Annotated in this window: 18 protein-coding genes; 7 read left to right on the forward strand and 11 right to left on the reverse strand. The window is 45.4% G+C overall.

What is annotated here, in order from left to right:
• Positions 1 to 215: 215 nt before the first annotated feature.
• From A8140_RS21015 to A8140_RS21030, 4 genes are all read right to left on the reverse strand, one after another.
• Entirely contained in the window at positions 216 to 884 is a 669-nt protein-coding gene (locus tag A8140_RS21015) for a LuxR C-terminal-related transcriptional regulator (RefSeq protein WP_005536024.1), read from the reverse strand.
• A 176-nt stretch (positions 885 to 1060) separates the two neighbouring features.
• Positions 1061 to 1261 carry a restriction endonuclease subunit S domain-containing protein gene (locus A8140_RS21020; protein ID WP_005432140.1) on the reverse strand — a complete coding sequence of 67 codons (201 nt, stop codon included), beginning with the start codon at positions 1259 to 1261 and terminating at the stop codon, positions 1061 to 1063.
• A 58-nt stretch (positions 1262 to 1319) separates the two neighbouring features.
• Positions 1320 to 3236 (reverse strand): methyl-accepting chemotaxis protein, encoded by a 1917-nt coding sequence (locus A8140_RS21025; protein WP_005536027.1) that lies wholly within the window; start codon positions 3234 to 3236, stop codon positions 1320 to 1322.
• Between the two features lie 213 nt (positions 3237 to 3449).
• On the reverse strand, positions 3450 to 3704 hold the full coding sequence (locus tag A8140_RS21030; RefSeq protein WP_005536029.1) for a helix-turn-helix domain-containing protein: 255 nt from the start codon (positions 3702 to 3704) through the stop codon (positions 3450 to 3452).
• Between the two features lie 361 nt (positions 3705 to 4065).
• Between A8140_RS21030 and A8140_RS21035 the strand changes: the two genes are divergently transcribed.
• From A8140_RS21035 to A8140_RS21060, 6 genes are read left to right on the forward strand one after another with little or no spacing between them, the layout of a single operon-like run.
• Complete coding sequence (locus A8140_RS21035; RefSeq protein ID WP_005536031.1) at positions 4066 to 5022, forward strand: AAA family ATPase; 957 nt, start codon at positions 4066 to 4068, stop codon at positions 5020 to 5022.
• A 14-nt stretch (positions 5023 to 5036) separates the two neighbouring features.
• Positions 5037 to 5963, forward strand: a complete 927-nt coding sequence (locus A8140_RS21040) for a DUF58 domain-containing protein (RefSeq protein WP_005536033.1) — start codon at positions 5037 to 5039, stop codon at positions 5961 to 5963.
• 43 nt (positions 5964 to 6006) lie between these two features.
• Positions 6007 to 6483: a DUF4381 domain-containing protein gene (locus A8140_RS21045; protein WP_005432148.1), complete on the forward strand. Its 477-nt coding sequence runs from the start codon at positions 6007 to 6009 to the stop codon at positions 6481 to 6483.
• Complete coding sequence (locus A8140_RS21050) at positions 6476 to 7480, forward strand: vWA domain-containing protein (RefSeq protein WP_005536036.1); 1005 nt, start codon at positions 6476 to 6478, stop codon at positions 7478 to 7480. Before A8140_RS21045 ends, A8140_RS21050 begins: the two co-directional genes overlap by 8 nt.
• Positions 7473 to 9308, forward strand: coding sequence for a vWA domain-containing protein (locus tag A8140_RS21055; protein ID WP_087490669.1), 1836 nt, complete (start codon positions 7473 to 7475; stop codon positions 9306 to 9308). The genes A8140_RS21050 and A8140_RS21055 overlap by 8 nt, the downstream gene beginning before the upstream one ends.
• A gap of 4 nt (positions 9309 to 9312) precedes the next feature.
• Positions 9313 to 10959 carry a BatD family protein gene (locus A8140_RS21060; protein WP_038863331.1) on the forward strand — a complete coding sequence of 549 codons (1647 nt, stop codon included), beginning with the start codon at positions 9313 to 9315 and terminating at the stop codon, positions 10957 to 10959.
• An 82-nt stretch (positions 10960 to 11041) separates the two neighbouring features.
• Here A8140_RS21060 and A8140_RS21065 read toward each other — a convergent pair whose 3' ends face one another.
• The 5 genes from A8140_RS21065 to A8140_RS21085 form a co-directional block, all read right to left on the reverse strand.
• A complete protein-coding gene (locus A8140_RS21065) occupies positions 11042 to 13108 on the reverse strand; it encodes a sensor domain-containing diguanylate cyclase (RefSeq protein ID WP_038863329.1) in 2067 nt (688 codons plus the stop codon).
• Positions 13109 to 13483: 375 nt separating this feature from the next.
• Positions 13484 to 14233, reverse strand: a complete 750-nt coding sequence (pstB, locus tag A8140_RS21070) for a phosphate ABC transporter ATP-binding protein PstB (RefSeq protein ID WP_005432159.1) — start codon at positions 14231 to 14233, stop codon at positions 13484 to 13486.
• 60 nt (positions 14234 to 14293) lie between these two features.
• Positions 14294 to 15157 carry a phosphate ABC transporter permease PstA gene (gene pstA, locus A8140_RS21075; protein ID WP_005441059.1) on the reverse strand — a complete coding sequence of 288 codons (864 nt, stop codon included), beginning with the start codon at positions 15155 to 15157 and terminating at the stop codon, positions 14294 to 14296.
• A gap of 22 nt (positions 15158 to 15179) precedes the next feature.
• The gene (pstC, locus tag A8140_RS21080; RefSeq protein ID WP_005535230.1) at positions 15180 to 16112 is read right to left on the reverse strand and encodes a phosphate ABC transporter permease subunit PstC; all 933 of its coding nucleotides are present in this window, start codon (positions 16110 to 16112) and stop codon (positions 15180 to 15182) included.
• A 98-nt stretch (positions 16113 to 16210) separates the two neighbouring features.
• The gene (locus tag A8140_RS21085) at positions 16211 to 17032 is read right to left on the reverse strand and encodes a phosphate ABC transporter substrate-binding protein (RefSeq protein ID WP_005535228.1); all 822 of its coding nucleotides are present in this window, start codon (positions 17030 to 17032) and stop codon (positions 16211 to 16213) included.
• 330 nt (positions 17033 to 17362) lie between these two features.
• Here A8140_RS21085 and A8140_RS21090 point away from each other — a divergent pair, with 330 nt between their 5' ends.
• Positions 17363 to 19006, forward strand: a complete 1644-nt coding sequence (locus A8140_RS21090; protein ID WP_005535227.1) for a methyl-accepting chemotaxis protein — start codon at positions 17363 to 17365, stop codon at positions 19004 to 19006.
• Positions 19007 to 19108: 102 nt separating this feature from the next.
• Here A8140_RS21090 and A8140_RS21095 read toward each other — a convergent pair whose 3' ends face one another.
• Together A8140_RS21095 and A8140_RS21100 are read right to left on the reverse strand one after the other, a co-directional pair.
• Positions 19109 to 19681: an Lcl C-terminal domain-containing protein gene (locus A8140_RS21095; RefSeq protein ID WP_005535225.1), complete on the reverse strand. Its 573-nt coding sequence runs from the start codon at positions 19679 to 19681 to the stop codon at positions 19109 to 19111.
• Position 19682: 1 nt separating this feature from the next.
• Positions 19683 to 21116, reverse strand: a complete 1434-nt coding sequence (locus A8140_RS21100) for an Lcl domain-containing protein (RefSeq protein ID WP_005535223.1) — start codon at positions 21114 to 21116, stop codon at positions 19683 to 19685.
• Positions 21117 to 21137 lie beyond the last annotated feature (21 nt).

Genomic DNA, 21137 nt, shown 5'->3' on the forward strand with positions numbered 1-21137 from the left:
CTGGCATCAATTTAATAATTATCATTAAGCATCTAATCTCATATTTAAGTGCTAGGTGATAGATTAGAGATATTTGCTACTTTTTTGAATTGTATTTTCACAAAAATCAGAAACAAAAAAAGTGTTTCTCATAAAAGAAACACTTTTTATCGAACGCTCTAAATTACTAGATATTCATCGCATTTTATCAAATATAACCGTATTATTTTTCTGGTTTATACTGCCAGCGGCATATCAAAAATATTCTCTTTTGCCCAGATTAATGCTTGCACTCTGTTTTTCACTTCAATCTTCTTAAAGATATTGTGGAGATGAGTTTTGACAGTATTTTCACTCACAAATAACTGCGCTGCGATTTGTTGGTTCGAAGCCCCCATAGATAAAAAGGTAATAATTTGCTGTTCTCTTTTGGTCAAAATTGTGGGAACGGTTTTATTAAGTGGTCTACTGTGTCGACGTAAATGGGTGATATATTGCTGAGAAAACTTCCGGCTAAACCACATATCACCCTGTAATACTTTTCCTATTCCAGCTTGTAATGTACTGATGCCGTCTGAAGTGTAAAAGATGCCAGCCAATGATTGCCAAACAAACAACTCTTCAGTTGTAATCGATTTATCGCAGTTAATAAGAACTTCTATCGTGTCTTTGAGATCCGTTTTTTTAAACTCCATGTAACGAGAGAAGACCTCTTCTGATATCACACTGTAATCTAACAATATCGCAGAGATTGAACTGACCGATTCAGGCTGAGTATCGAGCTTTTCAGGAGAGATCAACTGAACATTGATGTTGAGCTTAGTCTCTAGCACATCTTTTAACAGTGAAGACTGTAAGCTGTCCTCCGTTATTAAGATCACTTTCCTTGTATTTTGATTCTCCATCTTGATCGATGCCCTTAGTCATTTTGAGTGAAATAAGGCATAGATTTAGTTAGAGAGGCACTATTGTCAAGTATGAAAAAAAGTAGTAGCAAAGGCTAAATTATTGATTGGTATGTAGATAAAAGGTGTGAGGAAATTGATAGGTATGAAAAAGGGAGTATCAAACTCCCCCTTTATTAATGCACTGGTACTGAATTTTTCTGATTGAACTTACCAAAGTATTGCTCAAGGATTTCTGGAGTCAGTTTTCCTTCAGCTTCTAACTTCTTGAGCTCTGCCGCAATTTGCTTCTGCTCTTCAAGAGTTGGTAGCTTTACTTCCGGCTCTTGAGATGCTTCTTGCGAGATCTGTGCTAGTTCTTTTTCGAAATCATTCATAGTACTTACCTAAATATCGAGTCGTTAAACTTGTAAACTAGGTCTATTCTATCCAACTCTACAGCTTGAAGCTACCAACCATCTTATCTAGGCGAGATGATAATTCTTGCAGATCTCGACTTGCACCAGCAAGTTCTTCTGCTGTCGCTGTCGTCATCTCATTGATCGCATTAATCTCTTCGATGTTCTGGTTGATGGTATGAACCACTGTCGATTGTTCTTCTGTTGCCGTTGCAACCTGAGTATTACGATCCGAAATATCCGCAATGCGTTCAGAGATATTCATTAGAACAACAACAGCTTCATCAGTTGAAGCCACCCCCTCAAATGTCACCGCTTTACCTGCTTCCATTGCAGCTACTGCATCTTGTGCATCACTTTGAAGTTGGTTAATCATCTTCTGAATCTCTTCGGTCGAATCAGCCGTACGTGACGCTAAGTTACGTACTTCATCAGCCACCACCGCAAAGCCACGACCTTGCTCACCCGCGCGAGCCGCTTCGATCGCTGCGTTCAACGCAAGTAAGTTGGTTTGCTCAGAGATATCGCGAATCACATCCAGAATAGAGCCAATATCTTTGGTGGTTGTTGCAAGCTGGGTCACTACCATGCTTGTCGTTTCCACATCACCAGCAAGGCGGCTAATCACTTCTTTTGCTTGCGTCACCACTTGGCGGCCAGTCTGCGTATTATCAGACGCTTGGTTTGCCGTATCAGCTGCGGTTGCTGCGTTTGAAGCAATCTCGCTGATCGTTGCCCCCATCTGGTTAATGGCCGTTACTACCTGAATCGTCTGGTCACGTTGCTCTTGGCTATTATCATGCGTAGACGTTGCTTTATTTGAAACACTGTCTGCCGCTTGACTTAAAGCACCACTGGTTAGCGACACTTCCTTCATGGTTGCATGGATCTTCTCAATAAAGCCATTAAAGCCTTTAGAGAGTTGAGCGATCTCATCGTTGCCTTTGATTTCAATTCGTTGAGCTAGATCACCCTCACCTTCACCAAGATCAGTGAAGCGGTCAGCAATTTGGCGAATTGGGTTGGTAATGCTGTTTGCAAGAAGAACGCCCATCGCAATGAAGATCAGCGCGACGATCGCTGTTGTGAATAACATTTTCTCGGCGGTTGCATCTAGGTCAGCAAATACTTCGTTTACTGGTACAACACCAACGACAAACCAGTCCATTGAAGGCACGTACAAGCTCGAGACAAACATCTCCTGTCCTTCAAATTCTGTCGTTACTAAATTGAAGTGATTTTTGTTGAGCAACTGAGAAGCTTCACGACCAAACAATTGGTTGATAGAGCTTTGGTTCTTACCTTGCTGGCGATGAATCTGGATATCACCTTTGCTATTGGTCAGAAAAACGTAGCCTGTTTTCTCAATCTTAAAGCCATTTAGTAACGAAACCATATCGTCCATTGACTTGGACAGGCCAGACATTGAGATGCCATTGACGTTTTGGTAGTTCGCGAACATTTTTACGTCGCCATTTGCCTCTTGAAATACGCTTACAGACGTATCTTGGCCAGAAGAGGTGAATCCAAAGAACCAAGCATCTTGCGAGCGATTAAGCTGACGTAGAAAACCGTTTTGGTTCCAGTAATAAGCACTTTGTCTGTTCGCGACAGAAGCATCGTTCAACTGGTATTGGGACTTTACGTTATTTAGTTGGCGAACTAATTGCGCTTCGACTGTTGGGTTACGGTCTGTCGTCGATAGTGCTTCAACAACAAATTCATTGGTCGCCAACTGTTTCGCCGCTTGCTGCATCTGTACAACTTCACGGTCAATCTCCGTATTGATTTGCTGCAACATCGCAGGCAATTCAATATCAATAAGGCGATGGCTTAATACGTCTCGCGCATGACGCTGTGCCATCACCCCTACAATAATCGTTGATGCAAGCACTGCAAATGTAATACCGAGTACAACCTTTTGTTTGATACTCAAGGAGCTAAGTTTCAACATATCTGGACCTTTAAAAGAATCACTAGTTATCTGCATTCTGAATAAATGCAACCTTGCGCATACAAATTTACTATGCACAGCATGACACTTTTATCGGCCTTATCTGACAAAACTAGAGAAAATTCTCACAACTTTATGCAAAAACAATGTAATATATTGTTTTGTAATATAATTTCACTCATTAATGTGACTGTCATTATCAGATAGCTATGCTTAATCTGGCATCCCCTCAAGAATGAACGCACTGAGCTTTTCATCGTCGACTATCTCAATACGACGATAACCGATAGTAATGATGCCTTGCTTAGCAAGTTGTTGTAGCGAACGGCTCAATGTTTGCCGCGTACATCGTGAAAGGTGGGTCAGTTTATCTTGCGTGTACACAATTGGAGTGTGCTCACCATGTGGGGCATTTAAACGGCTAACAAGAGACAACAACTTCGCGACTCTGAATTCGTTTTTTAACAAAACAGACTCCGTCGTCCACTCCATTAAAAGCCTGAAGCGAAAGCTGATTTCATGAATAGCAATTTGATACAGCTGAGGGTTGAGTTAGTGACACAGGTTGGACACAACATCACAAAAGAGGCGACAGTTTCATTAAATGCTGACGAAGACGACAATTTTTGGCTGACATTGAAACACGCACTATGAGCACTTGTTAAGGTTAGGGCTTTCCGTAGCCCTAAGTCATTGTCATGACCTTGTAAAACATAGCAATAACCCAATATTGAAAAGATAAATTGCATGTGCGTACTGGAACTTTTCCCTTAGAAGAAGTGACCAATACTCAAAACAAGAATCATATGGATACCAGAGAGTCCAAAAAATGCACAAAACAAACTTCGAAACTCTTCAAAGCTACTTAGAGTCTCAGATCATTGGTCAGCATGATCTCGTTAAACAGCTACTTATTGCTCTACTTGCCGATGGGCATATCTTGGTTGAAGGCCCTCCAGGATTGGCTAAGACCCGTGCGGTGAAATCCCTATCGGATTGTGTAGAAGGTGATTTCCACCGTATTCAGTTCACACCAGACCTACTGCCAGCCGATTTGACGGGTACCGATATCTTCCGTCCAGAAACGGGCGAATTTACCTTCCAGTCCGGTCCTATTTTCAACTCACTGATCCTTGCTGATGAGATCAACCGTGCGCCAGCTAAAGTGCAAGCTGCAATGCTTGAAGCAATGGCTGAGAAGCAAGTGACAGCAGGACGAAACACATACGCACTCCCAGAGCTATTCTTGGTGATGGCGACGCAAAACCCAATCGAGCAAGAAGGTACTTACCCGCTGCCAGAAGCACAGCTCGACCGTTTCTTGTTGCACCTTGATGTGGACTACCCAGATGCGGAACACGAGTTGGCTATCTTGCGCATCAACCGTGGTGAGGCAAAAGGCGAAGCGGCGATTGAACGCCCAAGCTTGAGCCAAGAAGACATCTTCACCGCACGCAAAGAGGTGCTCAACATCCACATGGCAGACGCAATCGAGCAATACATCGTTCGTCTTGTGATGGCGACTCGACAGCCAAGCGATTACGACTCAGAGCTTGCGAAGTGGCTATCTATGGGTGTGAGTCCACGTGCGACGATTGCGCTTGACCGTTGTGCTCGCGCTCATGCGTGGCTGGCAGGTCGTGACTTTGTCTCACCAGAAGATGTTCAAGCCATGGCTTACCCTGTACTACGCCATCGTCTGCTGCTTAGCTACCACGCTCAAGCAGAAGGCATTACAGCAAATCAGGTTATCGACAAGCTTCTTAACCTTGTAGGTAGCGCATAACGTAGGTAGGTGACATGTCTGCATCATATGCATTGCCACCTCATGCGAATGGGGTGACATTAACCCTTGAAGAGCTGCTTCAATATCGCACTCAATCGGTTCGTTGGTTGCCACCAGCACAGAGTATTTGGTCGCAAATGAGTGGTAACCATACCAGCCGTCAAAAAGGTCGTGGTATGGACTTCATGGAAGTGCGCCAATACCAAGCGGGTGATGACATTCGCAGCATCGATTGGCGAGTCACGGCTCGAACGGGAAAAGCGCACACCAAGTTGTTTGCTGAAGACAAAGAGCAAGCGGTGATCTTGTACATCGACTTGAGCCCAAGCATGCGCTTTGGATCGCAATATGTATTGAAGTCAGTTCAAATGGCACACTTCGCTAGCGTCTTGATTTGGCTGACGTTAGCCAAGAAAGACCGCATCGGCGCGGTGATAGATGATGGTTCCCAGTGTATTGAGTTCCGCCCTTCTTCTTTACAAAAGCAAGGGCTGAGAATTCTTGACGCGATAGTGAATACTCACAATCAATTGCTTACGAATCAACAAGCTGACAGCACACGTACGCTGCCTTACATGAACGCAATTGAAACGCTACACAACCTAACGCCGAAAGGCAGTGAGCTTATTCTGCTGAGTGATTTTGCTCAAGTTGAGGAGAAAGAGCTGGTTCAATTGCGTCGATTAAAGCAACACAACAGCGTTCGTGCAGTGCAGTTTTATGATCCTCTTGAGCGAGGCGAAACCGACTTCCGAGGCCAGGCGAAAGCATCCGATGGTCATCGAAGTCAGTGGTTTAATTTCGGTTCGAAAGGACAGCGCCAAGCGTTGGAATCTCATTTCGTTAAGCATCAGCAAGCCATCAAACAGCAGTGTCATTCGATGGCGATTCCATTTAACAGCCTGTCGAGCGGGTTACCGTTGGTTCAGCAGTTAAGCTAATCAAAGCAACAACATACAAATCATTCAAGCAGTAGTAATAGTAATGACAACGAATAATCAAAGCCTAAACCTTGAACCTTTAATCCTGCCAAATGCACCAGATTGGTTCCCACTTGCTTGGGGATGGTGGGCTGTTCTGGGCGGTGTAATTCTCTCCATCTTAATCGTCGTACTGTACTTAAGATGGCGTACAAAGCGTCTTGTGGCCAAGAAGACCGCATTGAAACTGTTGACCAATCCGATCACACCACACACACCGTCTTCTGCATTAGAGGTTCTTCGTCAAGCGGCTTTGAGTTACTTCCCTCGTGAAGAAATCGCGCCATTAACAGGTTCTGCTTGGTACGAGTTTCTTGATAGTTACACCAAAGAAACTCGATTTGTCGATAAACAACAACAGTGGCAAGCGGCGCTGTATCAAAAATCAGGTCACGAACAGCATCAAGATCTGATTGATGATTGTGCATACTGGATTGCGACCGCATTGCCACCAAAGAAAAAGGCAAAAACTCGTGACTGAGGCAACTCTCGTTTCGAGCCTCTCTCAGTGGTTGAACATTGAGTTTGTCTGGTGGTGGGCATTATTGTTACTGCCCCTACCTTGGCTGATTTATAAGTTCTTCCCTGAAGAGACTCAGCAAGCTGAAATTAAGCTGGCGTACCTGCCAGACAACAAACACAGCAACAAACCAAAACAGGTCGTACAAAAATGCCTGTCTATTGGCTTATGGGCTCTGTTAGTTGTCGCTTGTGCTCGACCGGTTTGGTATGGCGATCCGGTTGAGTTCCAACCGAAATACCGCGACATGATGTTAGTGGTCGACTTATCTGGCTCTATGCAGAAAGAAGACATGAACGACAACGGTGAATACATAGACCGTCTAACCGCCGTCAAAAGAGTCTTATCTGATTTCGTAGAAAAACGCCAAGGTGACCGCTTAGGTGTGGTTCTATTTGGTGATCATGCATATCTACAAACGCCGCTGACCGCTGACCGTAAAACCGTGATGCAACAGATCAATCAAACCGTCATTGGCTTGGTTGGCCAGCGCACCGCGATTGGTGACGGTATCGGCTTAGGCACCAAAACCTTTGTAGACAGTGACGCACCACAACGTGTAATGATCTTGCTCAGTGATGGTAGCAATACAGCAGGTGTACTTGATCCGCTTGAAGCCGCTGAAATCGCTGAAAAATACAACGCAACCATCTACACCGTAGGTGTGGGCGCTGGTGAAATGATGGTGAAAGACTTCTTCATGACGCGCAAAGTCAATACCGCCTCAGATCTTGATGAGCAAACACTGACCAAGATTGCAGAGATGACTGGTGGTAAATACTTCCGAGCGCGTGATGCCAAAGAACTTGAAACTATCTACGACACCATTAATCAACTAGAGCCAGTTTCTAGCGATACGCAAACATGGCGTCCTCAGTCGGAATGGTTCCCTTACCCACTAGGCGCTGCACTTGTGCTTTCCGTGTTCCTGTTTGTTCTAAGGAGAAAACATGGCTGAGTTTACTTTCCTAAATCCGTATTGGTTGTTGGGTTTGCTCGTCATCCCTGTCGTCCTTGCCCTTAACAGCCAATATAGAACCAAAAAGTCATCGTTGATTGCACCTCATTTGGCAAAAATGCTTGGTCATTCAGTAAAAACCAAGCACTACTTCGCCATTTGGGGGTTAGCATGGGCAATCGCTTGTATCGCTTTAGCAAGCCCAAGTTGGCAATCCAACACACGCCCAAGCTTTGAACTAAGCCAAAACCGAGTGTTAGTTCTGGATATGTCGCGCTCTATGTACGCAACGGATGTGAAGCCAAATCGCCTGTCACAAACCCGCTATAAAGCGTCGGATTTACTGCCGAAATGGAAAGAAGGCTCAACAGGTTTGGTCGCGTACGCGGGCGATGCTTATACGTTGAGTCCACTGACGACTGACTCCAGCACACTCGCTGGCATCATCGAAAACTTGTCTCCTGAGTTAATGCCGTATCAAGGCTCCAACTTACCATCAGCGATTGAAACCGCGCTTGGTCAGTTTACTCAAGCGGGCGTCAATCAAGGTGACATCGTCGTACTAGCAGATGATTTGGATGACTCCGAACTATCTCGCTCATTAGCGTTATTAAACGGTAAAGACATTCGTGTGTCAGTACTCGCTATCGGCACATCAACTGGCGCACCAATTGCTCTTCCGGATGGTTCGTTAATGAAGAGCCGACAAGGCAACACAGTGGTAGCGAAGACTAACCTGAAAAACTTACAGAAGTTAGCCAAAGAGACCGGCGGATTATTTGTTCCAATTCAACACAATAACCGTGATGTCGAGAACATTGCCGCGTTTACTAATAACGCGAGTAACAACCTTGCCGCCAAGCAAAGTGAAGACGTGAAAACCGACTCTCGCTTGAACGGTGGTTTCTGGTTGCTACCTCTGCTGTTGATTCCTGCAGCACTACTCTTCCGTCGAGGCATGATTTGGTTACTGGTAGCGACCGTGTTACCGATGAGTTGGACACCGAAAGCAGAAGCCAATGCGTTTTTGAATCAAAACCAACAAGGCGAACAGCTTTATCAACAAGGTGAATACGAAAAAGCCCAAAGTACCTTCACTGATCCTAACTGGAAAGGTGCAGCAAGCTACCAAGCTGGGGATTACGAAAGCGCGATTGAAGCATTCTCCAATAATCCAAGCCTTGATGGCCGTTACAACTTGGCAAACGCACTTGCTAAGAACGGACAACTTGAGGATGCGGCAGAGCTCTATAAAAACGTAATTCAAGAAAAACCTGACTTTGAAGCTGCGAAAAAGAACCTGTCGGTTGTAGAGAAGAAACTGAAGCAACAGCAGCAACAGCAGCAACAGCAGCAACAGCAGCAACAGCAACAGCAACAGCAACAGCAACAGCAACAGCAACAGCAACAGCAACAGCAACAGCAACAGCAACAGCAACAGCAACAGCAACAGCAACAGCAACAGCAACAGCAACAGCAACAGCAACAGCAACAGCAACAGCAACAGCAACAGCAACAAAAGTCTCAGAGTGATGCTAAACAAGAGCAAGGGCAGCAGTCACAAAACCAGCAAGAACCTGAAAATAAACAAGAAAATCAGAAAGCTGAGCGACAAAAAGCCAAGCAAGAAGAAGAGAAACAGGGCGAGCAAAAAGGTGAACCTACACAGGCGCAAGCTCAACCAGAAAAAACGCCTCAGGATGATCCTGAATTCCGCCGCCTTGAGGCGGTAGAAAGCGCACGTGACCCTAGCTTCTTGATTCGAGCTCAAATGCAACTTCAAGCGCAACAAAAACAGCGTCCACAACAATCAAATAAGGAGTGGTAAGTCCATGATGAAAAAAGGCGCCAAACTGGTCTTTGTTCTAATGGCCAGCCTACTGACCAGCTTTTCGGTTTTCGCACAAAGCCTTCAAGCCAGTGTAAACAAAACTCAGGTGGCGAAGAACGAAGTGATCAACTTAAGGATCATGGCAGATACCGAGCTTGGCTCAGACGCGATTGATTTCGATGTATTGAAACAAGACTTTTTTTTAGGGCAGCCTCGTTACGGTCGTTCAAGCAATAACATTAATGGCCACAAAACCGTTCGAACGGAATGGAGCATCTCGATTGCACCGATGAAAGAAGGCGTCGTCACCATTCCGAGCTTTTCTGCAGACGGTATGAAGACCGAGCCAATTAAGTTACGAGTAACCAAAAACCAAGCAGAACCTAGCCTAGAAGATTTGTTCAGCTTCGATATGAGTGTCGATAGCCACACTTTGTATCCACAGCAGTCAGCGACACTTCGCATGCAACTGGCGATAAAAGTCGATCCTCGTCGCTTAGATAATCCGCAAATCGTGCCACCAAGCATTGAAGGAATGAAAATTGAGCCAGCCAGTGATATGAAGCAAGGCCAGCGCATCATTGATGGGCTTGAAGTCACGGTTGTGGAGCAAGCTTTCCGCATTACAGCCGAACAACCTGGCACCTACACGCTGAATGGCCCGAAATTAACGGGTTCTTACATCTACGGCGACAGCCTAACTGGTTCTACCAAGGTCATGCCAATCAATACCAAAGCAGAGCAAATGCCGATTACTGTGAAGCCTATTCCGAAGGATTTTAAAGGTAACTGGCTACCAGCTTCCGCACTGGAAATGACACAAAGCTGGCAAGATGAGCAAGGTAATCCACTATCAGCAACTACAGTTAACACTGTAAAACAGGGCACATCGATCACACGTACGATCCGCATCCGAGCTCGCGGAACTCAGGCAGAATATTTACCTCGCATTGGTATCGTCTACCCTAGTACTTTGCGTGTTTATCCAGAGCAACCGCAGTTTGAAAACTCCCGCGATGGAACGGTAACCATGACTGTCAAACAGGTGTTAATTCCGACTGAAGCTGGCGACCTTACCCTGCCGGGTTACAGCTTAAACTGGTGGGACAGTAACCGTGACCAAGCAAGACAAGCGGATATCACATCGCTGAAGCTTAATGTCGAGAAAAGCGATAGTGGCTTAATCACTCTGCCAGAAAGTGCGTTACCAGCACAACCAGCGACAACGTCTGCCCCTGTGGTTCAAGGTGGTGTGGATTCTATCTGGAAAACGCTGACATTCGTATTTGGTTTACTGTGGCTTGTCTCATCTGCGATTGCGTTTGGGCTTTGGAAAAAACGTGGGGCGCCAAAGGCTGAAAAAGTTGAGACATCGACTCACGGCTCATCATTACAAGATCTAGAAAACATCATCAAACAAGGTGACAGCGTCAAGATTGAAAGAGCAGTTAACGACTACTTAAACACTCACCACCTTAGCAATGAGTCTGAAGCAGTGAAAGCCGTGAAAGAAGAACTGAATTTGATGAACCACTCTCGCTTTAGTTCAACTCAGCAGGAATGGAAACCTAACTCTCTGATCGCCAAGGTCAAACAACTGGCTAAAGAGAAGAAAAGCAAACCTAGCCATCAACTAGAAAAGCTCTAGTGAGTTCTTTCAATACTAAGACGACAAATGGCAGCTCACATCGAGCTGCCATTTTATTTCAGTCTTATTCGTGCCTGCTTGCTTAGGCCACGATTTGGTCTGTTGCCTCAAACATGCGCACGCAGTTTCGACCGCTATTTTTGGCTTGGTAAAGGGCTTTATCCGAAAGCTGATAGAGGTGGTCAAAATTGAAGTCTTTTCCTTGCGCCTGATAGCAAGAATAGCCAACCGACACCGTCAGCAATTCGCCTTCTGGATTATGACGATGCTTGATCCCCTCTTCCTCAATACAACGACGAATGCACTCTGCACGTAATCGAACTTCTTCTTGGCTCGATCCAATCATCAACAAGACAAACTCTTCCCCGCCAATGCGACAAAAGACTTCGTCTTCATCTTTAGTATGGTGCTCGAGGATATTACCAATGCGCATCAACGCAATATCGCCCTCTAAATGCCCGTAATGATTGTTAAACAAGCCAAAGTGATCAATGTCGATAAGAATCAAGCCAAAAGACATGAGCTCATCATGCTCGAGGTAACAGTACTTCTGCATCACATGCTCCAGCATACGGCGGTTACCTAAGCGCGTTAATGGGTCGAGTTTGGATAAAATCTCCAGTTGTCGATTCGCTTCTTGCAGTTCCGTGGTTCGGTTCTTAACTTCGAGCTCTAAGTTTTCGTTCAACTCTCGGATGGCCTCTTGCGCTTGTGTGCGTTGAAGAACTTCAGCCAAGCTGGAGGCAAACATTCGAATCACTTCACGCAGTTGAGAAGTGAGAGGAGCACGAGTCAAAAGGTTATCAACAGCGATAAAGGCAATGGGGCCACTGCTGTTCGAGGTCAGCACCGTCATTGCCGCCCAGCCAAAGCCCGCAATTTTATAGTCATGATAGATAGGAACCGATTCCTCAAAAGCAACTTCGTTTGGCATCGATCGGGCTAAGTTAATCAAAGAGAAGTCTTGGGTTTCACCAAAAAAGTAAGATTCATCAACCACGTTACCTTGGATGTCGGTTCCCCAAGTGCCTTGCATATAAGAGCAATTTTCATCGGTTAAGAACACTGCCATTCGGTCGATGCCTAAATTCTTAATCGCAAATGTGACGGCGGATTTGCACACATCACTTACCGTGGTACAGCGTGATAACTCAACCATACTGGAATGAAGCATACGTACATTTTGTTCTTGGCGTTTGCGGATGAAGATCTGTGAAAATAAAGAGCCAAAGGATTCCAAAATCTGTTTTTGGTAAGCGGTAATCGGCTTACGGTGAATAAAGTTATCCAAGGCAAACCAGCCAAAAGGTTCATTACCGTCGCGCAAGATCAACATCGCATTCCACCCCTGCCCGACGACTTTGCCCGCGGTATAAATGGGTGCATCATCGACGATAACCAAGTTACGTTCCGGGCTCGAAAGGGCCGCAATGTACCCTTCACTTAATTGATGTAAATCGTACTGAGTGTGGAACTCGTCAATCGTGCTGCCCGACTCGTTAGTGCCATAAGTACCGCTGAAGCTACGTTTTTTCATATCGAGCAACATCAGGGTTGAACGATCAAAGCCCAATCGCTCGCGCAGTGCTTCCACCGCTTTTAAATAGAGATCTTTTAGGGAGTCAGGATTAGAGATATCCAGCGCGACTTGCTGCACCAGTTTCATGTTCTCGATAAAACGCTCACGTTGCCCTAGCTCATCCACGTACTGAGCTTCACGCACGTCACGGTGCTTCATTTCAAGGGAAGCGTTCTTTTCTGCACGAATACATTGCCAGCGAGCCGCTGACAGTTGCATTGCATCGTAACTTTCTTCATAGATGTTGTGGGCGGAGCGAGCTTGAACGTTTTGGATAAGTAGGTAGGTACGTTTAATTGGCGTGTTGTCGAGCATCATAATGTAGCTCTCGCCCCCCAAATCTTGGGCATGGTTCCAGTTACATGTATTGATAGCCAAGGGAATGATGCCCTCTGAGGTATCAAACTGGTTTGCCCATTCCCAAAAGGCTTGCGGATATTCTTGAATAGAGAACAGATCGCCTCGTGAGAACCTTACCGAGCCAGACGAGTTCGTTAACGGGTCATCAAAAATAGCGATAGCACCTGGAGAAAAGTGCTGCTCTAGATGTTTGAATATGGCCTCCGCCAATAATCTGTGGTCTCTCGTGGAAGAAACCGTCCTCGTAAAACTTTTTAAACTCACCTGGCCAACCTAATCTACTTTTTTATTTTCAATAAAAAACTACTTAGCTGGTGATATGCAATCAATGGAGTCCAAGTTGAGCTGTTAAGTCTTTCGCAAAAAATATGGACTTAATTTCACATTCGAGAACCTTTCAACATTTTTAGACAGATGTTTCATCAGAGTTACATACTGCAAAATATCGGCGCAAAAATGATCCATGATGAAGATTATTAATGTTGACAAAATAATCAGCCTAAAAACGAAAAAAAGCCCCTCATCAAGAGGGGCAAGAGTACCATCGCTTATAGTTATTTGTGTATATGCCAATAAATAGGTTGATTAACCGAAGTCACCGTTTACATAACCTTGAGTACGGTCGTCTTTTGGTTCGCTAAAGATCACCTGTGTATCATCGTGCTCAACCAATTCGCCCATTAGGAAAAACGCGGTGCGGTCTGAGATACGACGCGCTTGCTGCATTGAGTGCGTTACGATAACAATGGTGTAGTTCTTCTTCAGCTCTTCCATCAGTTCTTCGATTTTGTGCGTCGCAATTGGGTCAAGTGCCGATGTTGGTTCATCCATCAGAATCACATCTGGTTCCATCGCAATGGTACGTGCGATACAAAGGCGCTGCTGCTGACCACCAGAAAGACCAAATGCGTGTGACTTAAGACGGTCTTTTACTTCATCCCAAAGTGCTGCGCCGCGAAGTGAACTTTCAACCACTTCATCAATGTGTTTCTTATCTTTGATGCCTTGAGCGCGCAGACCGTAAGCCACGTTCTCGTAAATGCTCATTGGGAATGGGTTTGGCTTCTGGAATACCATGCCCACCTTGATGCGAAGGTCAGCAACGTCGATGTTACCGTAAATATCTTCGCCATCCATTGACAGTTTACCCGTGATCTTTACGCCTTCGATTAGATCATTCATGCGGTTCAAACAACGTAGTAGTGTTGATTTACCACAACCAGAAGGACCGATAAGCGCCGTCACTTGGCGAACAGGAATTGGCAGGTTGATCGATTTCAGTGCTTGGTTTTCACCGTAGAATAGGTCTAGGTTTTCAATATCAAACTTGTTCATTTTCTTAATCTCTTAAATCTTGAATTCGTGTCTTTTAACGTGCGTTCTTAATTCGTTTCGTTAGTAAGTTGCGGTGTTAAAACGTCGTGCAATCAGTTTTGTGAACATGTTGATCAATAGAACAACAACAATCAGAACTGTCGCGGTACCGTAAGCCTGATTCCATTCTTCAATGGTAAACAGTTCGGTAGTCAGTTTGTATAGGTGAACGGTTAATGTACGACCTGAATCCAATAGAGAATCCGGAATACGTGCAACCATACCTGCTGTCAGGAATACTGGAGCAGACTCACCAATGACACGACCAATACTTAGAATGACCGAGGTTAAGATACCTGGCATTGCGCTCGGAAGAATCAAACGCCAGATGGTGTAAATCTTAGATGCACCCAGGCCGTAAGAGCCCTCACGGTACGTTTGTGGTACTGCCATCAACGCTTCTTCCGTGGTGCGGATGATAACTGGCAGGATTAGGATACTTAGCGTCAATGCACCCGACAGAATCGAGAAGCCAAGGCCAAGAATCGCCACGAAGAAAGTCATGCCGAACAGGCCGAAGATGATCGACGGGATACCCGCCAATGACTCAGTACAGAATCGAATGATTTTCACCAAACGACTGCCCACTTTCGCGTATTCGGTCAAGTAGATTGCCGTCATGATACCGAGTGGTGCTGCCACTGCGATAGATGCGATAACCATGTAAATTGTCGCCACAATCATTGGGAAGATACCGTGCTCTTCACCTGTGCGCGTGTAGTTATCAGTAATGAAGTTCCAATCTACGTGTTGTAGACCATTTGATAGGATGTACCAGATAATCCAGAACAAGAAACCTACCGTCAGTGCTGCCGAGATCCAGACAAATGCGTTAAAGACATTATCTTTGAACTGGCGTGCTTTTTTCAGTTTTGCGCGATCCATAATAGTCACCTTTAACGAGCGATTACTTCGCTTTTTCTCGGTTTAGGTACAGTAGTACAGCGTTCAACGTCATGATGAAGACCAGAAGTACCACACCTGTAGCGTAAAGTGCGTTCGCGTGAACACCACTTGCGTAAGACATTTCAATAGCGATGTTTGCGGTTAGCGTACGTGCCGAATCAAGGATGCCTTCAGGCATTGCTGGCGCGTTACCCATTACCATGATGATCGCCATGGTCTCACCCAACGCACGACCGATACCCAGAATCACACCTGTCATGATGCCTGAGCGAGCCGCTGGAACGAGCAATTTAAAGATGGTGTAGATTTTTGATGCGCCCAGAGCCAAAGAGCCTTCTTTGTAAGTGCGAGGAACCGCGCGGATAGACGTTTCAGATACCGTAATTACCGTTGGTAGAATCATCACACCAAGAACAATGATACCGGCCAAGATAGTGTTACCGGCTGGTACATCAAATACGTTCTGAATCAATGGAACAATAATAACCAGACCAAAGAAACCGTAAACCACCGAAGGGATACCGGCTAGCAGCTCAACCGCTGGGCGGATGATGTCAGCCAAGCGCTTTGGTGCGATTTCAGCGATGAAGATAGCGGTCAAGACACCAACTGGAACACCGACTAAAACAGCGCCTGCCGTCGAAACGATGGAAGCAACAATCATGGTTGCAACACCGTAAAGTGCTGGTGGTAGCCAGTTTTGGCCTAGAACAATGCCCGAGACGCCCGCTTCTTGGAATGCTGGGATACTTTCTCGAACGATGAAGTATGCGATTACTGCTAATGATACGATGCCGATTACAGCACTCGTTAGGAACAAGCCGTGGAAGATGCGCTCTTTCCAATCAACGCGGCGTTTTTCGCGCAGGCCTGGCTTGCTGATCGCTTTAGCGTCAGTAGTCATAAGCTTTTCACTATTTGTTGCGATGGTCATAAAAATCTCACGGTTCTTGGCAATGGCGTCGAACACAATGGATAGAAAAGGCTCAGCCCGAAATGGTGGGCTGAGCAAACTTTAGAGTCCCGATGGGATTAGTGAACTGAGATGTAACCTTTTTGGTCAACAAGCGCTTGCGCTTCTTTAGTTAGCATCCAGTCTAGGAATTTTTGAGTTTCAGCTGATGGCTTGCCTTCCTTATAAAGAACAAGGAATGGACGAGCAACTTTGTAAGAGCCGTTTTTCACGTTGTCTACAGAAGCTTGGATACCATCAATTGGAAGTGCATTTACTGAGCCATCAACTGTACCTAGAGAGATGTAGCCGATTGCGTATGGGTTAGAAGCAACCATTGTCTTCAGTGCGCCGTTACCGTTAGCAACTTGAGCACGTTGAGAGATTGCCGATACTTTCTTACCAGAAATTTTCATTTTTAGCTTCATGATGTCTTCGAATGCACCACGAGTACCAGAAGCCGTATCACGAGTGATTGCAACGATTGGCTTGTCTGCACCGCCAACGTCTTTCCAGTTTGTTACTTCACCTTTGTAGATTGCAGTAACTTGCTCAGCTGTTAGGCCATTAAGCTTGTTTTGTGGGTTTACAACAACTGCGATACCGTCCAGAGCAACAGCTTCTTCTTTTAGCGTTGGCTCTTTTTCAGAATCTTTTAGGTTACGAGAAGACATACCTAGGTCAGCAGAGCCGTTCTTCGCTGCTTTAACACCTGCAGATGAACCAGGGCCTTGAACTTCGATAAATACGTTCGGGTTTGTCTTCATGTATGTTTCAGAGAAAACTTCCATCAGTGGAGTTACGCTGCTAGAACCCACTGCAGAGATAGTTTCTTTAGCAGAAACAGGAGTCACTGCCATTGCGCCTAGAAGTGCGATTGCACCGATTACTGTCTTTTTCATCACAATTTCCTTTAAGTGGCTTTATTGCCGTTGTGTTTCACTTGAACGGTGCTCACTTTAGAATCCAAATATGACAGTTGTGTTTCACTTAGTTGAAGCCTCTATGACATATTGTCATTTCCGCTTAATAAATCAGCAATCAAACTTTATTTACTTTTGAGCTCAAAACACTTTGCAATGTTTTGCTAATAACAAAATGCCAACCACATCACTTTTAATATATTTCATAACAAATAATCATCGTTAAATTATTGATATATCAAGCTTACTAATTAGAATCAACTGGCTTTATTTACAAAAATAATAGTTATAATCTTTAGAGGGTCAATCATGCGTCAATTACTTAGCACGCTGTCTATTAAGTCACAGGTTTTCGTGCCCGTGCTTTTCACTGTCATACTGCTCATCGTTGGTTTGAGCATAGGCATAGGAAAGTTAGAGAAAGCATTCGACAAAGTGACGGTTTCTACCAATAACCTTATCGTGCATAAAGAAGAGCTGGGCTCTATCGTAGACAACACCTACGCGATGCGCATTAAGGCGATTTACAGTCTTTTCAGGGCGGAAGATGTCAAAACACTGAACGATGAACTGCAACAACGCCAAACAACAAACCGAGAGTTTCTTAATTCTATCGATCAAATTGAAGGTATTCAGGCTGAAGTAAACGCCATGCGCGACGCCATGAATCACTACGTCGATTTTACTCGTGTCACCATGACGCCACTTCTTAATACCAAGCATTCTTCTGATTACACCACGTCCGATTTTGACCGTGAGTATGAGTCTGCGATGGGTCAATACCGCCTTGCCGGTGAAGCGATGATTAACGCTATCGACAACTTGTCTAAGAAGCTCAATCAAATCGTTACTGACGAAGTCGAAGAAAATGGTGTTCTTCACTCCACTACATTGACTTACAGTACGGTCTCTCTGGTTATTATTCTTTCTGTAGCTTCTTTGATCAGCTGGCTGCTAGCGAGCTACATTGTTGCTCCAATCCGCAACCTACAACAAACCATGCAAGAAGTAGCAAAAGGTAACTTGTTGGTCGAAGCAGACGAAGTGGGCAAAAACGAAGTCTCACAACTGGCGCATGACGTAAACCAAACCATCCACCAACTTCGCGGTACGGTCGATTCTCTGGTTCGAATCAGTGAAGATGTCGCTTCGGCATCGACAGAGCTGGCAACCGTGATGACGCAAAGCAGTGCGAACTCGGATCAAGAGAAGCAAGAAGTTGAACAAGTCGCGTCAGCAATTAACCAGCTTGAATCCACAGCGGCAGACGTTTCAAGTAATGCACAGCGAGCAGATAGTGCGTCGAATGAAGCAAGCAAACTGACGTCTCAAAGCTTGAGTATGTTTGAAGAAAGCACACGTGCGAGCGCAAAAATGGCTGACCAGCTGAATGAAGCAGCGCATGTAGTGACGTCGCTTAAAGATCAGTCCGAGCAGATTGGAAAAGTGATCGAAGTTATTGAGAGCATCTCTGAACAAACCAATCTACTTGCATTGAACGCGGCAATTGAAGCGGCACGAGCAGGTGAAAGTGGTCGAGGTTTTGCCGTGGTAGCTGACGAAGTGCGTATGCTGGCGGCGAGAACTCAAGAGTCGACCAAAGAGATCCAAACCATCATTGAAGAGCTACAACAGCAGTCTGGTCACGCAAACGAAAGCATGCATTCGAGCCTAGCCATGCTTGAAGATAACCAATCGCTTGCCGCAGAAGTGAGTCGTTCACTGAGTGACATCAACAGCGCAATTTCAGATCTGAATGCAATCAACACCCAAGTTGCTACCGCTTCTGAAGAACAAAAGCAAGTCACGTCTGACATCAACAACAACCTGAGCACCATCTATGAATTGGTGAGTCAGAACGTCACTGGTATCACTCAATCAGCCGCGGCAGCGCAAGAGTTGTCTGGCTTAGCAGAAAATCAAAAGCATCAGCTTAAGCAGTTCCAAGTTTAAACATTCTGCTCAACCCGATAAGTTCCAAAGGTTAGAAATGAAGAAAGCTCCGCACTGGCGGAGCTTTTTAATATTCGGATTAGAGAAAATTCAACGGTGTGGTTATTCTTCGTCAGTGACCAGTAGAACAGAGAAAGTGTTCGTTGGCTCTAGTGGGCTCCAGTTGTAAACCTCACCGTTAAATGAATCAAACACCATAACGTTTGAGCCGTCACCGTTTGGAGTGTTACTCCAGATGTAGCCTGCGTAGTCACCCACCTCTAACGTGTAACCACTTGCAAATGCAGTGCCGTTCATCGCTGGGCTATGGCAAGCACGTTCCGTCAACGCGACCAACTCTTTAACGTTTGGTAAGCGCCAATTCTTTTTGCCCGCGAAGTCATGCAAAGCATGGTTACCTGATTCATTGCGGATTTGCTCAGCGGTTGATAGCGCTAACTGCCATGACATCTTCTTCGCAGCGCCATCACAGGCTTCATTTGCCGCATTCCACGTTGAGCCAACAGGGCAACGCATCCATGTAAGACCTGTTTTTAAGTCAGTTACGGTACCGTTATCAGAATATGTATAACGCGTGTTAGGTGCCGTTTTAGCAAAGTCAGTAGAACACTCTTGTGCCGCCATGGCTGCCTGAGAAGACAAGACAAGAGATAGCGCGGTGATTAGTTTCTTCATCTTATTGGCCCTTAACTGCTACTAGACGGATTGGGAATTGATATGACGTGCCTGTGTCACGCTCCACTTTGTCAGAATAAATCTCAACAAAGCTAACGTATCCGCGGTCAGCACCTTTCGTTGCAACAACTACAAATTGAAGCGCACCTTCGTAGTTATAAGTAGAGTAATTGTTAAATGTGAAATCACTTAGCCAAATTGCACCTGATTCAACATCTGGGCTGCCTTTGCCCTGTTGAGGGAAGTAAGCCGTCGTCATACCATAGACATTGCCGTCGGCATCTTTCTCTGTTTCACCTAAGTCGAGAACATCGTAGAACTCTTGGTATGTTGGTAGGCGCCAATCAGCAATGCCACATAGTGATTGCTTGTTTATATGTTCAACATATTGGCTTGTTGAACAGATGCCATCAGCAGCATCCACACAACCAACGACTTCAAGATCTTCGTAATACGGTTTGAATCTTGCTGACTCATACACGAATGTACGATCTTTAAATTGGACCGAGCTCGCATCCGCACTCTTGTTTTCCCAGACAAGCCCAGTACGCTCATCCATAGTACATGCCCATTCTTTCGCATCTGCAGTTAAAGCAGCACCTTGTGAATCTAGCTTGACGAACTTAAAGCCAGCGCCTGTCGACGTTTGCTTGTCCTCTCTGTCGAAGCCGTATTCCGCATCTTGACCAGGGTAAGACGCTTGAACCTCTGCTACGTCTGCTGCGCCCTCAGCAAAATGAAGAACGGCGCCCGTATCGTTGCTACCAACCGTTTGTTCAGCAACCGCTGCAATTTCTTCAGCAAATGCAACCACTTCCGCTTCAGACAGAAGATCAGAGGCCAGCGATTTACCTTGGAAGCTAAGGCTTTGAGCAAGCAGCGCTACGCCTTTGGTCATTTGTTGTGGCTGCATCGTAGCTAATAGTGCAACCGTGTTTTGCTCTAGCTTATCTAGCTCGCTGGCTTGTGCGTTAGACATTACCGTACCAGACAGAGAAACGCCGGCATCGGTGAGTTGCGCTTTTACGATCTCTTCAGCTTGAGCAACGGTTTTACCGTCAATCACTAGACCTGCGAGCAACGTTGTTACACCATTGACCGTGTTGCCCGTTGCTAAATTTTGGCCCGGAGCCGCAAGATGCAACGTTTGGTTTGAACCTTGATCAACTTGAGCAAGAATGATGCTGGTCAGTACGTTTTTGTTGCTTGAAGTTAGGCTAAATTTACCGACATTATCCGTTTTAGCACTCGGTTCAGTGGTATCACAAACGTAGTTTTGGTTTAAATCGATGCACACTGGCGTATCAAGAAGTGTACCTGCAGAAACGATGGTGCCAGCTACATCATAGGTCGGTGCCGACGTATCACCACCAGAACCACCGCCACAGCCTGCTAGGGCTAGTGACATAGCAACGAAAGAATATTGAAACTTCATAGATTTTGTCTTCTTTTGATT

The organism is Vibrio campbellii CAIM 519 = NBRC 15631 = ATCC 25920, from assembly GCF_002163755.1.
GTDB classification, from domain to species: domain Bacteria; phylum Pseudomonadota; class Gammaproteobacteria; order Enterobacterales; family Vibrionaceae; genus Vibrio; species Vibrio campbellii.

What these genes read in the sequence shown, in the direction of transcription:
- A8140_RS21035 (WP_005536031.1), top strand. Translation starts at nt 4,066, where the DNA reads ATGCACAAAACAAACTTCGAAACTCTTCAAAGCTACTTAGAGTCTCAG.
- A8140_RS21090 (WP_005535227.1), top strand. Translation starts at nt 17,363, where the DNA reads ATGCGTCAATTACTTAGCACGCTGTCTATTAAGTCACAGGTTTTCGTG.
- A8140_RS21085 (WP_005535228.1), bottom strand. Translation starts at nt 17,032, where the DNA reads ATGAAAAAGACAGTAATCGGTGCAATCGCACTTCTAGGCGCAATGGCA.
- A8140_RS21060 (WP_038863331.1), top strand. Translation starts at nt 9,313, where the DNA reads ATGATGAAAAAAGGCGCCAAACTGGTCTTTGTTCTAATGGCCAGCCTA.
- A8140_RS21020 (WP_005432140.1), bottom strand. Translation starts at nt 1,261, where the DNA reads ATGAATGATTTCGAAAAAGAACTAGCACAGATCTCGCAAGAAGCATCT.
- A8140_RS21025 (WP_005536027.1), bottom strand. Translation starts at nt 3,236, where the DNA reads ATGTTGAAACTTAGCTCCTTGAGTATCAAACAAAAGGTTGTACTCGGT.
- pstB (WP_005432159.1), bottom strand. Translation starts at nt 14,233, where the DNA reads ATGAACAAGTTTGATATTGAAAACCTAGACCTATTCTACGGTGAAAAC.
- A8140_RS21045 (WP_005432148.1), top strand. Translation starts at nt 6,007, where the DNA reads ATGACAACGAATAATCAAAGCCTAAACCTTGAACCTTTAATCCTGCCA.
- A8140_RS21040 (WP_005536033.1), top strand. Translation starts at nt 5,037, where the DNA reads ATGTCTGCATCATATGCATTGCCACCTCATGCGAATGGGGTGACATTA.
- pstA (WP_005441059.1), bottom strand. Translation starts at nt 15,157, where the DNA reads ATGGATCGCGCAAAACTGAAAAAAGCACGCCAGTTCAAAGATAATGTC.
- A8140_RS21055 (WP_087490669.1), top strand. Translation starts at nt 7,473, where the DNA reads ATGGCTGAGTTTACTTTCCTAAATCCGTATTGGTTGTTGGGTTTGCTC.
- A8140_RS21015 (WP_005536024.1), bottom strand. Translation starts at nt 884, where the DNA reads ATGGAGAATCAAAATACAAGGAAAGTGATCTTAATAACGGAGGACAGC.
- A8140_RS21100 (WP_005535223.1), bottom strand. Translation starts at nt 21,116, where the DNA reads ATGAAGTTTCAATATTCTTTCGTTGCTATGTCACTAGCCCTAGCAGGC.
- A8140_RS21095 (WP_005535225.1), bottom strand. Translation starts at nt 19,681, where the DNA reads ATGAAGAAACTAATCACCGCGCTATCTCTTGTCTTGTCTTCTCAGGCA.
- pstC (WP_005535230.1), bottom strand. Translation starts at nt 16,112, where the DNA reads ATGACCATCGCAACAAATAGTGAAAAGCTTATGACTACTGACGCTAAA.